The 17,404-nt window shown below is 71.2% G+C and carries 16 protein-coding genes and 1 pseudogene; 7 read left to right on the top strand and 10 right to left on the bottom strand.

All coding sequences use genetic code 11. The annotated features are described in order from the left end of the window. Positions 1–81: 81 nt before the first annotated feature. Both ACFY9I_RS09660 and ACFY9I_RS09665 read right to left on the bottom strand, forming a co-directional pair. Positions 82–267: a hypothetical protein gene (locus ACFY9I_RS09660; protein WP_390998912.1), complete on the bottom strand. Its 186-nt coding sequence runs from the start codon at positions 265–267 to the stop codon at positions 82–84. A 5-nt stretch (positions 268–272) separates the two neighbouring features. Continuing rightward, positions 273–533: a GntR family transcriptional regulator gene (locus ACFY9I_RS09665; RefSeq protein WP_390998915.1), complete on the bottom strand. Its 261-nt coding sequence runs from the start codon at positions 531–533 to the stop codon at positions 273–275. 425 nt (positions 534–958) lie between these two features. Here ACFY9I_RS09665 and ACFY9I_RS09670 point away from each other — a divergent pair. Then, positions 959–1,250, top strand: a pseudogene (locus tag ACFY9I_RS09670) (hypothetical protein). A gap of 36 nt (positions 1,251–1,286) precedes the next feature. Here the strand turns inward: ACFY9I_RS09670 and ACFY9I_RS09675 are convergent. Beyond that, the gene (locus tag ACFY9I_RS09675) at positions 1,287–1,718 is read right to left on the bottom strand and encodes a Rid family hydrolase (RefSeq protein ID WP_390998918.1); all 432 of its coding nucleotides are present in this window, start codon (positions 1,716–1,718) and stop codon (positions 1,287–1,289) included. A 119-nt stretch (positions 1,719–1,837) separates the two neighbouring features. Between ACFY9I_RS09675 and ACFY9I_RS09680 the strand changes: the two genes are divergently transcribed. After that, positions 1,838–2,443: a hypothetical protein gene (locus tag ACFY9I_RS09680; RefSeq protein ID WP_390998921.1), complete on the top strand. Its 606-nt coding sequence runs from the start codon at positions 1,838–1,840 to the stop codon at positions 2,441–2,443. 137 nt (positions 2,444–2,580) lie between these two features. Here the strand turns inward: ACFY9I_RS09680 and ACFY9I_RS09685 are convergent, their stop codons facing one another. The 3 genes from ACFY9I_RS09685 to ACFY9I_RS09695 form a co-directional block, all read right to left on the bottom strand. Then, a complete protein-coding gene (locus ACFY9I_RS09685; RefSeq protein WP_390998924.1) occupies positions 2,581–4,011 on the bottom strand; it encodes an alpha/beta hydrolase in 1,431 nt (476 codons plus the stop codon). Between the two features lie 122 nt (positions 4,012–4,133). Continuing rightward, on the bottom strand, positions 4,134–5,045 hold the full coding sequence (locus ACFY9I_RS09690) for a phosphotransferase (RefSeq protein ID WP_390998927.1): 912 nt from the start codon (positions 5,043–5,045) through the stop codon (positions 4,134–4,136). 35 nt (positions 5,046–5,080) lie between these two features. Then, positions 5,081–6,259, bottom strand: coding sequence for a cytochrome P450 (locus ACFY9I_RS09695; protein WP_390998929.1), 1,179 nt, complete (start codon positions 6,257–6,259; stop codon positions 5,081–5,083). 235 nt (positions 6,260–6,494) lie between these two features. On the opposite strand from ACFY9I_RS09695, the gene ACFY9I_RS09700 reads away from it, so the two are divergent. Further along, entirely contained in the window at positions 6,495–7,187 is a 693-nt protein-coding gene (locus ACFY9I_RS09700; RefSeq protein ID WP_390998931.1) for a TetR family transcriptional regulator, read from the top strand. A gap of 117 nt (positions 7,188–7,304) precedes the next feature. Here the strand turns inward: ACFY9I_RS09700 and ACFY9I_RS09705 are convergent, their stop codons facing one another. After that, the gene (locus tag ACFY9I_RS09705; protein WP_390998934.1) at positions 7,305–8,477 is read right to left on the bottom strand and encodes a hypothetical protein; all 1,173 of its coding nucleotides are present in this window, start codon (positions 8,475–8,477) and stop codon (positions 7,305–7,307) included. 528 nt (positions 8,478–9,005) lie between these two features. On the opposite strand from ACFY9I_RS09705, the gene ACFY9I_RS09710 reads away from it, so the two are divergent. After that, positions 9,006–10,871 carry a lysyl oxidase family protein gene (locus tag ACFY9I_RS09710; protein ID WP_390998936.1) on the top strand — a complete coding sequence of 622 codons (1,866 nt, stop codon included), beginning with the start codon at positions 9,006–9,008 and terminating at the stop codon, positions 10,869–10,871. Positions 10,872–11,184: 313 nt separating this feature from the next. Here ACFY9I_RS09710 and ACFY9I_RS09715 read toward each other — a convergent pair whose 3' ends face one another. After that, positions 11,185–11,844 carry a WHG domain-containing protein gene (locus ACFY9I_RS09715; protein WP_390998938.1) on the bottom strand — a complete coding sequence of 220 codons (660 nt, stop codon included), beginning with the start codon at positions 11,842–11,844 and terminating at the stop codon, positions 11,185–11,187. A gap of 74 nt (positions 11,845–11,918) precedes the next feature. On the opposite strand from ACFY9I_RS09715, the gene ACFY9I_RS09720 reads away from it, so the two are divergent. Both ACFY9I_RS09720 and ACFY9I_RS09725 read left to right on the top strand, forming a co-directional pair. Continuing rightward, positions 11,919–13,247 carry an alpha/beta fold hydrolase gene (locus tag ACFY9I_RS09720; RefSeq protein ID WP_390998941.1) on the top strand — a complete coding sequence of 443 codons (1,329 nt, stop codon included), beginning with the start codon at positions 11,919–11,921 and terminating at the stop codon, positions 13,245–13,247. Between the two features lie 484 nt (positions 13,248–13,731). Continuing rightward, positions 13,732–14,544 (top strand): HEAT repeat domain-containing protein, encoded by an 813-nt coding sequence (locus ACFY9I_RS09725; protein WP_390998943.1) that lies wholly within the window; start codon positions 13,732–13,734, stop codon positions 14,542–14,544. Positions 14,545–14,652: 108 nt separating this feature from the next. Here ACFY9I_RS09725 and ACFY9I_RS09730 read toward each other — a convergent pair whose 3' ends face one another. After that, a complete protein-coding gene (locus ACFY9I_RS09730) occupies positions 14,653–15,225 on the bottom strand; it encodes a hypothetical protein (protein WP_390998946.1) in 573 nt (190 codons plus the stop codon). A 376-nt stretch (positions 15,226–15,601) separates the two neighbouring features. Here ACFY9I_RS09730 and ACFY9I_RS09735 point away from each other — a divergent pair, with 376 nt between their 5' ends. Further along, complete coding sequence (locus tag ACFY9I_RS09735) at positions 15,602–16,405, top strand: hypothetical protein (RefSeq protein WP_390998949.1); 804 nt, start codon at positions 15,602–15,604, stop codon at positions 16,403–16,405. Positions 16,406–16,458: 53 nt separating this feature from the next. Here ACFY9I_RS09735 and ACFY9I_RS09740 read toward each other — a convergent pair whose 3' ends face one another. Next, positions 16,459–17,280, bottom strand: coding sequence for a hypothetical protein (locus ACFY9I_RS09740; protein WP_390998952.1), 822 nt, complete (start codon positions 17,278–17,280; stop codon positions 16,459–16,461). Positions 17,281–17,404 lie beyond the last annotated feature (124 nt).

Genomic DNA, 17,404 nt, shown 5'->3' on the forward strand with positions numbered 1-17,404 from the left:
CGACCGCCCGCCCCGCGAGATCCCGGTAAGCGGCCCGCCCGCCGGAATCCCAGGCAGCGTAGGCCAACGCACTGGCACGCCCTAGTCGCCCCCGCCGTTGCCGGAACGGGTCCTGCTGTTCGCCCGGAGCACCACGTTGCTCGCGACGTCGGTCGCCTTGGCCACGCCGCGTGCCCAGCGCGGGGCGTCGCCCCGGGCCGTCCAGTAGACGCAGACGCAGCCACCGAGGGCGAGCAGGATGACGACGGACAGGATGAGTATGAGCACGGTGGTCAGTCGCTCTCTGTGGTGGTGGCCGACGCCGGGGGGTTCTGGGCGACGAAGGAGCCGAGGCCGGGTTCGGTGTAGATGAGGCCTTCCTTGCGAAGGTTCTGGAGCACCTTTTGCGCGGTTGCGTTGGCGATGCCGAACTCGGCGGTGAGTTGAAGAACTGACGGTACGCGCGTGCGCGGAGTGTAGGTGCCGTCGTCGATACGGCTGCGGATGATCTTGGCGACTTGGCGCCAGCGCGGGATGTCGGGAGCGAACTGCATCACCACACCACCATGCGCACACTCAGGACACCAGTGCGAGGGATAGCTACCCTAGTACGCCTGGCTCGCTACCTGTACTGTGCTGCATGCGAAAACCCCCGCGACGGGAGCAAGCCGTCCGGGGGCGCGGCCACCAGCGGAACCTGATCGGAGCTGATGACAGTGACCGACCTTATCGGTCGTCTCCTCGCGTGGGTGGGCCTCGTGCTCAACCCCACCGGCGTACATCGCCGTGTCGCGCGCCCCTGTGCGCCACTACCCGCCCCTCCCGTCCTCGCCCCTCCTCCCCGGTGCACACTCCCGGTCCACCGCAGTCCCTACGGCCTCCACGGCTTCCTCGACGGTGCCGCCACCGTTGCGGTACGCCCGTACGTCACCGCCGTACCCGGGCCGTACTGGAATCACGGGACGGAGGTGGCGGCCTGATGGCGGCGGCGGGAGAGGACGAGGTGCGGCTGTTGCCGTGGACCGGGGCCGGAGGGAAGCCCCTGTTATCTCGTCACCGACGAGGAGGGCGGAGCGGTGTCCCGGCTGGCCGATGCCACCGAAGCCGTTCAGCTCGGCATGGGGACGGAACTCCTTGACCACGCACGGGAGTTGCTGCCCGACGCCCCACGCGGCGAACTCCGTTTCCTGGCCGAGCGATTGACCGAGGCGCTCAGCGAGGCGCTGCGGATCGCCGAGAGCCGTGGGCGGAGGCTGCGGCAGCTGAACTGAGGGACGCGGGGGCCACTCGGCCGAGGACTGGCCGACTCACCGGGGGATGATGGCGAGGGCCTCTACCTCCAGCAGGAGCTCCGGGCGGTACAGGGCGGCCACCTGCACCGCGGTACTCGCAGGCGGACGCGCGGTGTCGATGTGCGCGTCGCGGGCGGCCCGGACCTCCGGCAGTATGGCGACGTCGGTGACGTAGAAGGTGAGCTTGGCGACCTCGGCGAACGTCGCGCCGCCCGCCGCCAGGCAGCGCCGCAGGTTCTCGAAGACCTGGCGGGCCTGCGCGGCGGCGTCGCCCTTCCCGACCACGTTTCCCCGTTCGTCCAGCGCCACCTGCCCGGAGATGACGACCAGTCGGCCTTCACCCACGACCACATGGCTGTAGCCGTTCCCCGGGGCGACCCCGTCCGGCGGAATGTGGGTGAGCACGGTCTCTACCGACTCGTCTGTCTTATTCGACTCACTCGACACGGGTGACCTCCACGAACGACAGGTGACGGGGCAACGGTATAGGGACCAACTCCGTGCGTACCGGAGCGTGTTGGATCAGGAACTCACGCAGCCCGCCTGGTGGGCGGTACGTTCCGGCCATGGGCATCTACCTGGTCAGTGTCGAGGCGGAGGAATGGTTCGGTGAGGCGAGTGAGGAGGAGGGAGGGCGGGGGCATGTCGCCGCCGCGCTGAACGAGGAGCTGGGACGCCGGGGGCTGCCGGAGTACGGGCCCGCGGCGGTGCCCGGGGAGACGGGCTTCGTCCATGGCTCGGGGAGGGTGTTCGAGGAGAAGCTGATCCCGCCGATGGACGGGTTCAGCAGGCTGTGCGACGCCCACCTCACGCTGGAGGAGGCGGAGATCCTGTGCGGCTGGTCGGTGCTGGTGCCTTTCTCGCTGGAGGAGGAGATCCGGCTGGACGTCGAGTCCGCCTACACGGATTCGATCATGGTCGCCGGTGCTCCACAGATGCTGGTGCTCGCGGAGCGCCTCGCGGCGGCCGTCGAGCTGCCCACGGCCGAGGTCCCGGGTATGGGCGACCACCTAGGTCTGACCATGTGGTTCCTGGACGGAGCGGCGAAGGGGTTGGCCGCGACCCGGCCCGGCCCCTGGGCCGACGACCTCGACACGGCCTTCTACGTCGCCCTGTACCTGCGCGCCGCCCAGCACTCGATACGCCGGGGCTGCCCGATCGTCTACACCTGACGTCGGGCCCGGCCCCAGCCTCGCTGCAGGACGGCCTCCCTTCCAGCCGTCAGTCAGTCACGCCGACCGTCACCGCACGCCGACCGTCACCGCACGCCGACCGTCACCGCACGCCGACCGTCACCGCACGCCGACCGTCACCGCGTCTCCGCCGCCCCCACCCTCCTCACGAACTCCGCCAGTGTCCGCGTGGCCGTGTTGTGGGCCGTGGCGGCGAAGAGGGGGTCCAGGTGGTTCATGGTCTCGTCGGTCTCGTAGACGGCGTACGGGATGCGGGACTCGGCGGTGACGCGGCGGGCGGCCTCCACGACCGTCCCCTTGGAGTAGCTGGTCTGGAAGGCGTAGAGGGGTGTGTCGAGGCCGGCGGCGTGACGGAGGCGCAGGCCGAGGGAGCGGGCGAGGTCGGTGTCGGCGTAGACGTCGCTGACGTCGAGGTCGACGGAGAGCCGGGCGGGCCAGTACCACTCCCACACGCCCGGCACGGGCCCGGCGTACGCCTCGGCGACGCGCGCGATCGGCGTGATCCCGTCGTCGACCCACCCCCGTACACCACTGCCGTCATCGGCGCCCTCACCCTCAGCGGCGAGTCGTCCCGAGTGGACGCTGATGTCGTTCGGCCAGCCGAACCCGGCGTCGACGAAGGTTCCCAGCAGCGCGGCGTTCGTCACCGGGAACGGCACGCGGAGCGCCTCGGGCACCCGGTCCTGCAGTACGGACCGGCCCTCGGGATCGTGATGGGCGTACCACCCGGCGAGCTGGTACCAGATCTGCGTGCTCTCCGTCCGGGTGCCCAGTCCCACCCCGCTGAGTGTCATGTCGAAGACCCGCCCGCCGGAGATGGCCGCGAGCCGCTCCCGCACCTCCTCCGGCGAGTCCTGCACGGGTGCCCCGGTCCCCTCGAACGCCCCGCGTACGCCCCCGTCGACGACCGCCAGCCCGGCGAGATCCCGGTACCCCGCCCGCTCGCCGAAGTCCCAGGCCGCATACGCCAACGCACTGGTCGCACCCCAGGAATGGCCCCCGAGCACGACCCGTCGCCGTCCACCTGCCCGAGCGGCCAGCACGACACACCGCAGGTCCTCCAGTGCCCGTTCCAGCCCCCACCCGCCGACGAACCCGGCGGCGGAGGGCTGCCACGCCCGGTACCGCCCGTCGAGGTAGTACGCGACGGGGTCGACCGTGCCCGCGAACCCGCTCCGGTCGGTCAGGTTCTCCTCGCGCCGGTCCACGGCCCACACCTGCACCCCGGGCACGGCGGCCACCAGATCCCGGGCCATCAGCCGGAAGTCGTTGGCAGCCCCGAACATCCCCGGTACCAGCACCAGGACGGTGCCCGCGTCCCGGGGCCCCACCTTCAGCACATGCACCCGATCGCTCCCGACGGGCCCGCCCCCGGCCCCGACGGCGATCGGCACGTACACCTCCGCACCGGCCCCCTCACGAGGCTCCGGCCCGGCGCCGGCCGCCCATGCGGCCCCACTCCCCGCCCCCACACCCGCGCCCGCCAGGGCCAGCCCTCCGGCAAGCCCACCGCGCAACACCGCTCTCCGCACCAGCCGCTTCGTCATCTCCGGTCGTCTCCTTGGAAGTTGGGGGGCAACGACACGTCCCCAAGCTTCTCCCGACGCCCGCGGGGGCCGATCACCGGGGCTTCTGGCCGCCGGGGCGGAAGAGGGCCGGTCCGAGACTTCTAGCCGGATGTCAGTACACGGGCGAGTGCCGCTCGGCCTGCGGGGCCCCATGTCGGCTTGCCGCCCGGGAGGCCCCGTTCCCCGTTCTGGCCCATGAGGATGAGGATGAGGCTTTTGAGCGCGGCCAGCCCTCGGGCGCGCCTGATCGTCGCCTCGTCGGTACGCGCGTACACCTCGAAGAACCGTGCGGCCGCGCCCGCGGGAAGGAGCAGCCACGCGGCCGCGAGGTCCCAGGCCGGGTCGCCGGCGAACATGTCACCGAAGTCCACGACGCCCGAGAGCGTCCCGTCCGAGACGACCACGTTCGCGGGGTGGAGGTCGCCGTGCAGCCACACCGGCGGGCCCTCCCACTCGGGGGCCGCGACGGCATCGTCCCAGACGGCCCGGACGGCCCGGACGTCGGCGGCGGTGCCGCCGGGGGCGATGGCCCGCAGGAACTCCTCGAAGCCGTCCGTGCACTCCTTGGGGTGAGCACCACGGTCCGAACTGGTCGGTGCATCGGCGGGCGCCTCCACATGGAGCGCCCTGAGGAAGCCCGCCAGAGTGTCGGCCGCGTGGTCGCCGCGGCTGATCGAGCTGCGGTCGAGGGGCTCGCCGGGGACCCACGTCATGATGCTCCAGGGCCTCGGGAAGCGCGCGGACGGTTCGCCGACCCGCACCGGGAGCGGAACCGGGAGCGGAAGGCGCGGGGCCAGGACGGGCAGCCACCGGCGTTCCTTGACCTGGAGGTCCGGGGCACGTTCCGTGCGCGGCATGCGCAGGGCCAACTCGTCCCCGAGGCGCCACATGTGGTTGTCCCAGCCGCCCGCCACCTCGCGGACGGCCAGTGCCGCGAGGTCCGGATGCTGGTCCTCGAGAAGGTCGTGCACCAGCTCTGCGGTGATTTCGATCTCGATGTCGGAGTCGGTCATGCGAGGACACGGTAGCGGTGCGTCCCGCGCGCAGCTCACCCCAGGCGGACCGGCAGTTCCGGCAGGCCTCGGAGGAGGGGGCTGGTTCGCCAGGTGAGGGAGTCGGGGGTGGTGGCGAGGGTGAGGTGGGGGTGGTGGTGGAGGAGGAGGCGCAGGGCGACGGTGGTTTCGGTGCGGGCGAGGGGGGCGCCGAGGCAGTGGTGGAGTCCGTGGCCGAAGGCCAGGTGGGAGGTGGGGCGGCGGGTGAGGTCGAACTGGTCGGGGGACGGGAAGTGGGCGGGGTCCCGGGAGGCGGCGGCCAGGGAGACCTGGACGGCGTCGCCGGGGGAGATCGGGGTCTCGGCGAGGACCAGGGGTTCGGCGGCGAAGCGCAACGCCGTGCCGTGGACGGGGGAGTTGTAGCGCAGGGATTCTTCGACGGCCGCGTCGGCGAGGGTCAGGTCCGCGCGTAGTGACGCCAGTTGACCGGGGTGGGTGAGCAGGCTGTGGACGGTCGCGGAGATGAGGTTGACCGTGGTCTCGTGGCCCGCGACCAGGATGAGGAAGGCCATGCCGAGGAGTTCCTCGGAGGAGAGGGCCTCGGGGTCGGTCGCCGCCAGTTCGCTCAGCAGGGTGGCGTCGGGAGTGGTTCGCTTGCGGGCGATCAGGTCGGTGAGGTAGTCGGCGAGGGACGCCGCCGCGCTTGCCCCCGCCTCCGGCGACGTCGGCATCACCAGCTCCGTCGACCAGTCGTGGAAGACGGTCCGGTCGGTGGCGGGGACGCCCAGGATCTCGCAGATCACCGCCACGGGGAGCGGGAGCGCGTACCGGCTCACCAGGTCCACCGTGCCCCGCGCGGGCAGGTCCGCCAGCAGGCCGGACGCCATCTCCTCGATCCGGGGGCGTAACGCGGCCGTCCGGGCCGGGGTGAAGTGCGCGGCCACCGACCGGCGCAGGCGGGTGTGGTGCGGCGGGTCGCTCTGGAGCATGTTGACGCCGATCGCGTTCCCGCCGTCGGTGTTCCAGGCGGAGTGGCGGATGTCGTTGCTCAGCCGGGCGTCCGTCAGAGCGGCCCGCGCGGCGTCCCGGCTCACCACCAGCCAGCAGTCACCTGTGTGCGGGATGTGCACCCGGTGCACGGGTCCCTTCGCCCGCAGCGCCGCGTACACGGGGTGCGGGTCGGTCGCGAAGTCGTGGCCGTCGGGGGCCAGTTCGTCCAGCGTGGGTGCTCGCATGGCCTGGTCGTCGCCTTTCGGGTCGCGGAGGGTGGGAGGTCGGGAGGGGCTGTTCGCGGCTCCAGGGTCTGAGGGGAGTGACGAGCGAGTGACGAGCTGTGTGGTGACTGACCTGCGCGGGGACTGGGCTGGGGAGGGAGTGACCTATGTGGGGAGTGATCCCCATTTTATGGGTCGACGATAACATCGGGTATCGGCGCCGGGGAGCGGTTCCCGTTGATCGTGGAGGATGAGGATGATCGTCGGTGCGGACCGTGCGACACCGCCGCCACGGCGGCGGGACGCGCAGCGCAACTGGGAGCTGCTGGTGGCGGCTGCGCACGAGGTGTTCACCGAGCAGGGGCTCGACGCACCGCTGGATGTGATCGCCCGCCGGGCGGGGGTGGGGAACGCGACGCTCTACCGGCACTTCCCGACCCGCGCCGCCCTCATCGACGCCGTCTTCCGCGACCAGCTCACGGACACGATGGCCGTCGGGGAGCGGGTCAGGGACGCGTCGGACGCCTGGTCCGGGCTGAACGAGTACCTCGCGGTGGTCTTCGCGACGCTGGCCGCCGACCGGGGCACGAACGACCTGATGACCACGCACGTACGGGGCGTCGGCGTCCTGGACGACGTGCACGAGCACAACCGGCGGACCGTGGACCACCTGCTGGGGCGCGGTCGCGACGAGGGCACCGTCCGCCCCGACATCACCACCGAGGACGTCCTCTTCGCCCTCGCCGCCCTGGGCCGCGCCGTCCCCGCCCTCACCGCCGCGACCACGCCCGACGCCTGGCGCCGTCCCCTCGCCCTCTTCCTCGACAGCCTGAGACCCCCGAAGACCTCGATCGTCCACGCCCCGCCCCTGCCGGGAACCGCCCTCACGGCCGCACAACTGGGCGATGTACTGGAGGAGTTGGGGCCTCACCGGGTGGCGAGGGGATAGGGGCGGCCGCCGGGGGACGCGGTTGCACGTCCCACGGCCGACGAGCACTGGTGCTCTTACGACGGACGGGCTGACCACCGTCAGGTGGTCAGCCCGTCCGTCGACGGCTGGTCGTCGTCAGCTCACGCACACGAGGCCGAGCAGGCACAGACCGGACGGTGACGTCGTCGCCGTGTCGGAGTTCGAACCGTCCGACGCGCCGGTGCCCGAGCCGGAACCGGATCCCGATCCGGAGTCCGTCCCGCTTCCCGAGCCCGTGCCGGCCTCGGTGCCGGTGTCCGTACCGGTGCCGGTGCCTGTGCCTGTGCCGGTCGAGGAGCCGGAGTCGTCGGTGGCTGGAGGCGTGGTCACCTCGTCAGTCGGTGTGCCGGTGACGGCGTCGGTGACCGTCTTGCCCGTGCCGGAGGAGCCGCCGGTCCGCGCCCGCTGGGCGGACGGTGTCGAGGAGTCCGTACGGGACGAGTTCAGGTTGTCGGCGCCGGCGTTCGGCGCGCCGGCGGCCGAACGGGCGCGATCACGCGAGGTGCTGTTGCCCGGTGACCGTGTGGCGGGGCTGTCCGAGGCGCGCCGGGCGTCGTCGGTCTCCGTCGCCGACGTACGGCCGCGCTGCGAGCCCTGCTCCTCCACGGCGCCCAGGCTCTCGGTGTCCGGAGCGGTGGCCGCCTGCGTGCGGTCGGTGGACTGCCGGTCCATGCCGACGACGGTCAGACCGCCACCGACCAGCGCCACGGCGGTCGCGACCACGGCCCGGCGCTGGTTCTTCTTCCACCGTGCCAACTGGCGCCGCCGCGCGGCCCGCCCCTGCGGCGCCGTCGGCACACCCTCCACGTCCAGATCGACGTCCATGTCCGCGTCCGCGTTCCGGTTCCCGACGTCGGACGCCGCCGCGGGCAGGGGCGCGCCCACGAGTCCTTCGGCACGCCGCCGCGCGGGCAGCGCGGCGCCGTCCCGGCCGAACCGGTCGGTGTGCCGCTCGGCCGCGAGCCCCTCCGTGGGGAAGTCGTCCGTCGGAAGCCCACCCATGGCGAAGCGGTCCGTCGAGAACTCGTCCCTCGAAAACTCGTCTGTCGGGAACTCGTCCGTCCGGAGGCCGTCCGGTGCGAACCCGTCGGCCGGGAACCCGGCCGCGGAGGGCCCGCCCTCCGGCAACGCGTGCGTCGCGAACGCGTCCCCCGGCAACGCGTGGGTCGCGAACCCGTCCTCCGGCGCGCCCTCGTGCCAACGGCTGCCCATCGCCCCGTGCTCCCATGTCGCCGCAGGCACCGGTGCCGCCGATGTCATGGGGATCATCACCGACCCGGTAGCCAGGGACGGGACGCGGCTGTCGATCGTGTCCGGAGCTATGTCGGGCGCGTAGGCGCCGCAGCCGGGGCACACGAGGGCGCCGTTGAGATGTCGGCGACATGAGGAGCAGTAGTCCATCGAGGTCTTCCTGTGTGGGCATGCCGTCGACCCGCCGGGCCGCGGCCCGGTCACGTCACGTTCGCACGTGGGATCGAGCGGATCGAGCGTTCAGCAACGCTAACGAGCCATTCTCAGGGCTGTGTGCAGGCGGCGTGACGCTCCTGCGCGGATTCCCGGGGGACTTGGGGCCGGTTTCGCAGGGATGTGCGGGCATGTGTTTGAGGCGTGCTGGCCACACCTTCCGTGGAATTCCTCCTCAACAGGCAACCCGGACACTCCATTTAGCGATCTCTCAGGTTGCTCACAGGGAGGGCGGACCGGGTCGGCCGGGTGCGGGGGTGTCGGGGGCGCCTCCGCGCAGCCGGTCGGCGGGTCGGTCGTCGTCGTGGGCTGTCCAGTCCGATGCCACTGACCATGGCACTCGCAGACGAGGAACCGATGACCAGCGAGATGACCAGTTCAACGCACAGCCCGGGGACCGGGGGGACGACCGAGGGGGCGGCCGGGGTGACGGCCGGCCTGACGAGCGGGCAGGAGCGCCGCCGTCGCCTCAAGCGCCCCGGGCTCGCCGCCCTGGCGACGCTCACCGTGGTGGCCGCCGTGGCGGGGGCCGCGCCCGGCGCCGGTGCCGCGCCCGCCACGACGCCAGGAAAGCCGCAGCTCAAGCTGATCGCCGCGTCGAACTCCGTGACGCTCACCCGCTCCCAGTGGGACAACGGCGTCCAACTGCAGCTCGGTACGTACGTCTCGGTTGACAACGCGCCCCTGGAGTTCCAGGTGACGCGGAAGTCGTACAAGGACCCGATCGTCGCCAAGCAGATCCTCCGCGACGGCAAGACCACCAAGACGAAGACCCTGCCCAAGGGCCTGGTCGACGACTTCTCCGGGCTGCCGGGCTTCCTGGAGATGTCGGTCAAGAACGCGGCCGGGGAGGAGGTGGTGAAGAGCGAGGGGAGCTTCTGCCCGAACAACGCCTCGGGCCGGATCCGCCCGGACGCCCCCGCGACCAACCACTATCCGCAGAGCTGCTCCACCAACCCGTGGACCCTGGGTTCGGTGTGGGGCGTAGAGAAGGGCTGGGCGACCAACACCACCAGCTGGGACTACGACAGGGCGGTGGACCTGCCCGTGGGTGAGTACACCGCCCAGGTGGGTGTGGCGAAGAAGTACCGCGACCTGTTCGGCATGCCCGACGACCGGCCGACCATCAAGGTGACGGTGCGGGAGGAGACCGAGGAGGGCGGCGCGGGCGGCGAGGGCGGCGCGGGCCTGACCAGGTCGAAGTCCTCGTCCTCCGCCCACCACGGAGGCGGTCACGGCGGTCACGGGGGCCAGGGTGGACATGGCGGCGACCACGCCGCGCACCACTCCGCCCCGGCCGGACAGCCGGCCCCGGACAACCACCACTACGGTCCGCGCGGCGCCGACGCCCCGACCCCGCCCGAGCTGTCCTACGCCCTCAAGGACCGGGGCCTCGCGCACCACCTCGGCGACGGCAAGGGCCACACCGACGGTTCCCGCATCGCCCCCGCGTTGCAGGCCGCCCCCAAGCGGCCCACCGGTAAGGCGGGTGCCCCGGCGGGCGTCCCCAAGCCGGACCTGCGGTCGCTGCCCGCCTGGGACATCGCCGTCACCGACGGCGAGGACGGCGACGCACCGGGCAAGGACTACCTCGCGTTCAGCGCGAACGTCTGGAACGCGGGCCCCGCGCCCCTCGTCGTCGACGGCTTCCGCAAGCCGGGCGCTGACCTGATGGACTCGTACCAGTACTTCTACGATGCCAAGGGCAAGCAGGTCGGCTACGCCCCCGCCGGCACCATGGAGTGGGACCCGCGCATCGGCCACGAGCACTGGCACTTCACGGACTTCGCCAGCTACCGCCTGCTGAGCGAGGACCAGACCAAGGAGGTGCGCTCCGGCAAGGAGGCGTTCTGCCTGGCCAACACCGACGCCATCGACTACACGGTGAAGAACGCCAACTGGCACCCGGACAACACCGACCTGTCCACCGCGTGCGGTTCGCAGGACGCCATCAACGTCCGTGAGGTCCTCGACGTCGGCTCCGGCGACACGTACACCCAGTACCGTCCCGGCCAGTCCTTCGACATCACCGACCTGCCCAACGGCACGTACTACATCCAGGTCATCGCCAACCCGGAGAACCGTCTCCAGGAGACCAACCACAAGAACAACGTCGCCCTCCGCAAGGTGGTCCTGGGCGGTGAGCCCGGCGCCCGTACGGTCCAGGTGCCGCCGCACGAGCTGATCGACGCGCCGTAACGGGAGCTTCGTTCCGACAGCGGTGAAGAAACCCCCGGGCCCAGGCCCGGGGGTTTCGCCGTGCGGGGCGGTCGGCGCTCACCCGGGGGCCGCCCTCGCCAGAGGCCACGCCTCCTGGAGATCATCCAGAACCTCCGCGAGCGCATTCGCGAGGCCCGCGCAACGGCTGGCTCGGCGAGGTCGAAGGACTTCAAGTCAGCTTTGACGCCGCGATGGCCAAGCTCAAACAGCCTCGAACGGGCTATCCGACCGATGGCCGGCCGCAGCTGGTTGACCTTGGCATGCCGGTCTTCACCGGCCATGCACCACTGCTTCAGCCAGGATCGGGAGAGCCCGGATACCGGCCCTGATCCTGTCGCTGAGCGAGTTCGGCTTGGCGAAGACCGCGGAACACCGCCGGGGTCGCCCATCCGCGCAGCGTGGCGTGAATCGACGAGCGGAATGCCGCCTCGGACGTGGTGGCGTCGAGGGCCCCGGCCAGTTCGAGAGTCACGAGCCCGTGCAGGGTGGCCCAGATCGACAGGGCGATCGCCGTCGCGTCGCCGGCGAGGACGGATGCCGTCAAGGCGCGATCGATCGCCGCGAGGAGCGGACGGATCGGGTCGCTGGCACCGACCTCCCCCGACGGGTCGAAGGACTGCACACCACCGAACAGCACCGTGTACAGGTGGCTGTGTCCGCGCCCCCAACGACGGTAGGCGACGGCCAGCGCGTAGAGGTCGGCCAGAGGGTCCGCCGAGGTCTGCGCCGCCGACACGTCCTGGAACAAGCCGGCGACGGCTCTGTCGCGCACCGCACCGATCAGCCCGTCCTTACCACCGAACAAGGAATACACCGCCGTGGTCGAGGCCTCGGCGGCAGCGGCCACGGCGCGGACCGAGACCGACTCCCGCGGACGGGTGGCGAGCATCTCGGTCGCGCACTCCACAAGCCGCTCTTTGACGGCCTCGTCGTTTGTTCTGGGCCTACCCACGGTCAGCAGCCTACCTTCTTTGATAACGTCGTTTTGAAACAGCGTTCTGAAACTGTCGGAGGTCCGCCGTGCCCATGCCCGCCATACGTCTCGCCCGCTTCACCGGGCGCTTACTGCTGGCCCTGGCCGCCGTCGCCGTGCTGGTCGTTGTCTTCCTCGCACTGATCGCCTTCACGGACGGGGCAGGTTCGGGGCTGGCCGCGTGGTTGACGACCCTCGGGACCGGGACTGTCCTCGCACTGTGGCGGGGCCGACACCGCACCTGGCCGGCGCGACTCGTGCCGTTCCTGCCGGTGATCGTCGCGGCGGCGTTGACGGCGACGGTCTGCATCCCGACCGCGCCGACGGCCCGGCAGTACCCGCCCGCCCTACCCTTCGTGGCCACGCAGCACTGGAACCTGGCCACAGGCAGCCGTGTCGCGGTGTATCACTACCCGCCCGCAAATCCCGGCCCCCGGCATCCCGTCCCGTTGGTGTACCTCCACGGAGGACCCATCCGCGGCATCTCGGTGCAGGACCACCGGTTCCTGCGACTCCTGGCCCGCCAGGGCCACGACGTCTACGCCTACGAACAGGCCGGCGGCGGACGAAGCGACCTGCTCTCCATGGACCAGTACACGATCTCCAGGTCGGTCCGTGACCTCGCCGCCTTCGTCGACCGCTTGGACAAGGGCAAGGTCGACATCCTCGGATTCTCCGGAGGCGGAGTCGTGCTCACCCGAGCCCTGACCGACCCTGGCGTCGCCGGACGCCTGCACCGGGCGATCGTCGCCGAACCCGGGCCCATGGACGGCCCCACCGCACACATCACCGGGCACAAGGGCCGAGCATCCGCACGAGGCCTCGCCCCGGCCCCGACCGGACCGCGATCGACGCACGTCCCCCGGTACGCCGTGGCATTCGGCCTCATGCGACTCGGACTCCTTACCCCCGACACCGGACTGATCGGACAGGCCGAAGGCGACAACGCCTTCACCGCCGCAGACCTCGGCAGCGACACCGCATCCGCTTACTGCGCGCGCGACGCGCACCGCATCCCCGCCGAGGACACCGCACAGAACTTCTCCTTCAGCCCCGCTGCCAGCCTCCGCGTCCAGCAGACAATCAAGGACTCGCCCTCCATCGCACCGCTACTGAGGCAGTCCCGGACCCCCGCGATGCTGATGATCGCCGAATGCTCCTCCCAGGTCCGTCAGTGGGCGACCGCCATCCTTGCCAATGGCCCCGCCATCCAGCGCACGCAGTACATGCCAGGAGTCGGACACCGCATGTGGAACGGCCTGGACGACAACAACGACCGAGCCTCCGCCGTCATCACCGCGTTCCTCCAGGACAAGCCAGCCCCCCTGCCGAACTACCCGACCCACGATGAGATCCCCACCTTCCTGCGCGACCGCAAATGAAGACGTTGCAGCCCGTCACCGGCAACGGCGGGCGAACCCTCGAAGCCGCCCGGGCCCTGCGCGAAGTACACCCAAGGACGAGCTCTTGGTCCGGAAAAGGTCTCGGCTCCTGCCCCGGTCGTCTTCGCGGGCACCGCCGTACGGGCGAGTGGGCGGCCCTTCCGCCAGACGACGGTGCCGCCCGCGCCTTAGGAGAGGCCCGGATTGGTCCCGGCCTGTACGTGTACGGCTCCCCGTCCCGGCCTGTACGACCCGCCGGGGCCGTCTGCGCCGTGAACTCCCGCCAGACGCGCGGGGCGACGGGCTCGGCGACGACCACGGGTGGCCTGCCGAGGAGTTCCCACACCGGAACGATCCTGCGCGGCTCCGGGGCGAGCGGCACGGGGACCGCGCCCGCCGCCAGCGTGCCCCGGAACATCGGCCACCGTGGGGACCCTACAAGTCGGCCCTCGCGCAGCGACGCCGCCGCCTACCATGCCGAACCATGGCGATGTTCGTGCACCTCACCTCGGCGCATGCCGCGCCGCGTATTCGGCGGACCGGAGTCCGCGCGGTGAGCGACGGCCAGGGCGGGGCGCGCGGCGTGTACTGCTTCCCCGTGCTGCCCTCGTACACCCTCACCCACCAATGGCTGCGCGAACTGGGCCGATTCGGCAGCAGGGGCGGGCTGGCGGCCGTCCATGTGCGGTTGGACGACGCCGAACGGGTGCTGGTCGGGCGGTACACGGACCGTGCGCGGGGCGGGCAGGACACCGTCAGCGCGGCTGAGGCGGTGCGGCGGATCTCGGGACTGGCGGATCCACGGGGGTGGGAGGTGTTCGTCCCCCGGGCGATCAGGCCGCGCGAGGTGCACCGGGTGCGGGCGGCGCCGCAGGTGGTGGGATGGCGGTACCTCCCGGACGCGCACGGCACCCGGCCCTGTACGTGCTACGGCTGCCGGGTGCGCGGCGGGTACGGCGCACGTCGTCTGCGCGAACGGCTGCCGCATCCCCTGGACGGTCCACCGCCGCCCGTCCGCGTCCTCCTCGCCCGCGTCGACGCGGCCGGTGATCCCGGTGATCCGGTCGCCCTCCGGGAGGCCCTCCACTGGTTCGGCATGCGCCGCCGGGGCCCCCTCGACCGACTGGCCCGCCTCTCCACCCACCCCGACCCCGGTGTACGCGAGGACCTGGTCTGGGCGGTCTCCGGCTGGACCACCCCCGGCGTCACCGATCTCCTGTCCCCCCTCGCAGACGATCCCCATCAAGACGTCCGGGAGGCGGTGGAGGCGGTGGAGGCGGTACGCGATGGGGTGTGAGCGGTAGCTCCGACGCGGATGCGCGGATGCGGCAAAAAGCCGAAGGGGCCGGCATCCGGCGTGCCCGTCGATCTGCGGCCCCCTCGCGCACCCCCTCGTTCCCGCCCCCTAGCTCCAGCTGTGCGCCACGTCCACCACGAGCCGGTCGGAGAGCTGGAGTACCCGGAACGGCAGGCGGGCGCGGACGCCCAGGCCTATCTGGGTCTCGCCCTCGAAGCTGCCGGCGAAGCGGGTGTCGCGGAAGGTGCGGTAGCCGGAGACGCTGACGCCGGGCAGGGGCTTGGCCACCTCGCCCGGATAGGCGACCCCGCCGGTCTCCGGGTCGTAGCTCGGTGCGGCGAGGCGGATCTCGAGGATGGCGCCGCCGTTCACCGGGATGTGGTTGCCCGAGCCGTCCTGGTGGAGCCGGTCGACGTAGCGGACGAAGTAGCCGAGGTGGCCGCCCCCGCCGGGAACGTCGAACACGATGCGGTCGTAGCAGTCGTGCCGGCCGGTCCTGACGTCCGCCAGCGGCACGGCACCGGCGTCGGGGCTGCCCTTGGTCATGCTGCCCCAGCCCGTCGGGCAGGACGTGGCGGCCCGCGCGGCGCCCCCCGGCGCGGCGCTCGCCGTGATCGCCGTCGCCCCGATCGTCGCCCCCGCGAGCGCGAGTGCCACGACCGTTGTTCCGATTCGTCTCATGGTGTACCCCCCTGAGAAGTAAGGCCGATGTGATGAAGGTATCGGGTGAGACGACCTGCTATGCCGAACGGTTGTACGCCGGAGGCTCGGGATTGTCCCAAAGGTGTAACAGCGGGTTCCGGGGCCGAGGGGAAACCGCTGGATTCGCGCAGTTCGGATGTCCGGTTGCGGCGTCTTGACTCCCGTTCATCCAGGGCGTTTGACAGTGGAAGCCCGGGAATTCGATAGTGCTCACGTACTTACCGGCGAGTAAGAACGCGTTCCCGGATTCCCGGAACGCCGAGGAAAGGCGAGACCCTCAGTGGCGAAGAACAGCATCACGTCCCGTTTACGGGTGCGGCGGGCGGCGGCGGTCGGAGCGGCTCTTCTCGGAGCCTTGGCGAGCGTTCTCGCGACGCAGCCCGCGCACGCGGCCGGCCCGGGCGGCGCCGTGAACATCCGCGGCCAGGAGCCCTGGAACACCGACGCGATGATGGCGCGGGTCTGCGGCACCCGCGGCGACACCGGCTACCAGGACTGGTACGTCAACGTCACGACCGGCGAACTCCGCGACCACTCCGCGTGGCGCGAGGCCCCCGTGTGGCACAAGGACGACGGCAGGTGGACGCTCCAGCCGGGCTGGGAGCGTTTCGAGGGCCGCTGCGAGTACCCGGTCGCTTCCAGCTGGACCTACCGCGCCGCCTGGCGCCCCATCAGCGAGACCCGCACCAACTGCACCGACAGCGGCTACAGCCTGGAACTCGCCCGCGATTACGCCACGTCCAGGTCGTACTCCCACACCGTCGGCGGCTCCACCAGCGTCGAGTCCTCCATCGGCGACTGGTTCGGTGTCTCCGCCGAGGCCTCCTACAGCTACTCCTGGGCCATCGAGAACTCCGTCGCCGTCAGCAACAACGATGTCATCGAGATAGGTTCGGGGAAAACGGCCTGGATCGAGGCGAGTCCCACCAAGCGCGTCGTCCGTGTGAATCCGGTCTTCAAGGTCGAGTCGTACACCTGGAATCCGACCGGAAAGCGCGAGGACGTCGTTGACGTCACTTCCTGGCGTGGCCGTGGATACGACCGCGTCTACTCCTACGGCAATTACATCGACGGCGTCGCCGACGAACTCAAGAAGGACGGCACGCCCCTGATGACGTTCCGTAAGGAGGACCGTCCGGCCGGGACCGAGTGCGACTGATCCGCTCCGCCGTCACCTGGTGCTCACCGGACCGGTGATCTCCGGACCGGTGGTCACTGGACCGGTGAGCCGCTGCGTTCCGGGTGGCGGCGCCGGGGCGCCGGGGCCGGGGACGGGACCTTGCGCAGCAGCGGCGTGGCCGTGGTGCGCGCGGTCGTGCCGAGGCCGCCGTTCGGGGCCCTGTTCACGTACCGGCTGTGCAGGCTGTCGTCGATGCGCCAGAGGACGCCGGTGGTGCGGCCGGGCGGCGCCGCCGGGTCGAGTTCGGCCGTGAAGGCGGCGAGACGGTCGTAGAGGGTCTTGCAGCGGGCCCCGTCGGCGGTGGCCTCGGCGGCCGTGGCAGCACGGAGGGCGTCCAGCAGGAGGACGAGGTTGTGGCCGGAGACCGGCACGTCCTGCATACCGCCGTCCCCCTTGGTGATGCGGCCCGGCGGCAGGTTGGGGTCCGCGGTGAAGCGGGCCGCCTTGGTCGCGCCGGGGCCGACACGGTCGTACGGGTCGCGGGTGCTCTGGGTCCAGCCGGGCTCCCAGATGCCGAACGCCGTGCGGGCCAGGAAGGTCCAGGTGTCCTCGTGGCAGCGCAGGGTGAGGTACGAGACGCCGGCCGCGCGCTGGAGCGTGGCGTTGTGCTGTTCGAGGGCGACCCGGTTCGCGGCGAGGGCGGCCCGGAGGACCGCGCGGTCCTCCTCCCGCCAGCGCCGTTCCTGCTCACCGCGTTGAACCAGCAGATCCCGTTTGATCCGCTGGTTCTCGGCGTACTGCTCGACGAACGTCCTGAGCACCGTCTCGAATGCCTGGAACGGCTTGCGTGCCTGGAGGGGCTTGCGTGCCTGGAACGGCTTGCATGCCTTGAACATCTTGACTGTCTTGAACATCTTGAACATGGCGCCTGCTGAGGTCGGGCCGGACATGCTGGGGTTGCAGCGGCCCAACGACGTTCATCAGATCTTGGTAACGGTCATCCTCCGGGGCCCGACGACCGCACCATCTACGTCACCG

The organism is Streptomyces sp. NPDC012510 (genome assembly GCF_042955065.1).
Taxonomy (GTDB): Bacteria; Actinomycetota; Actinomycetes; order Streptomycetales; family Streptomycetaceae; genus Streptomyces.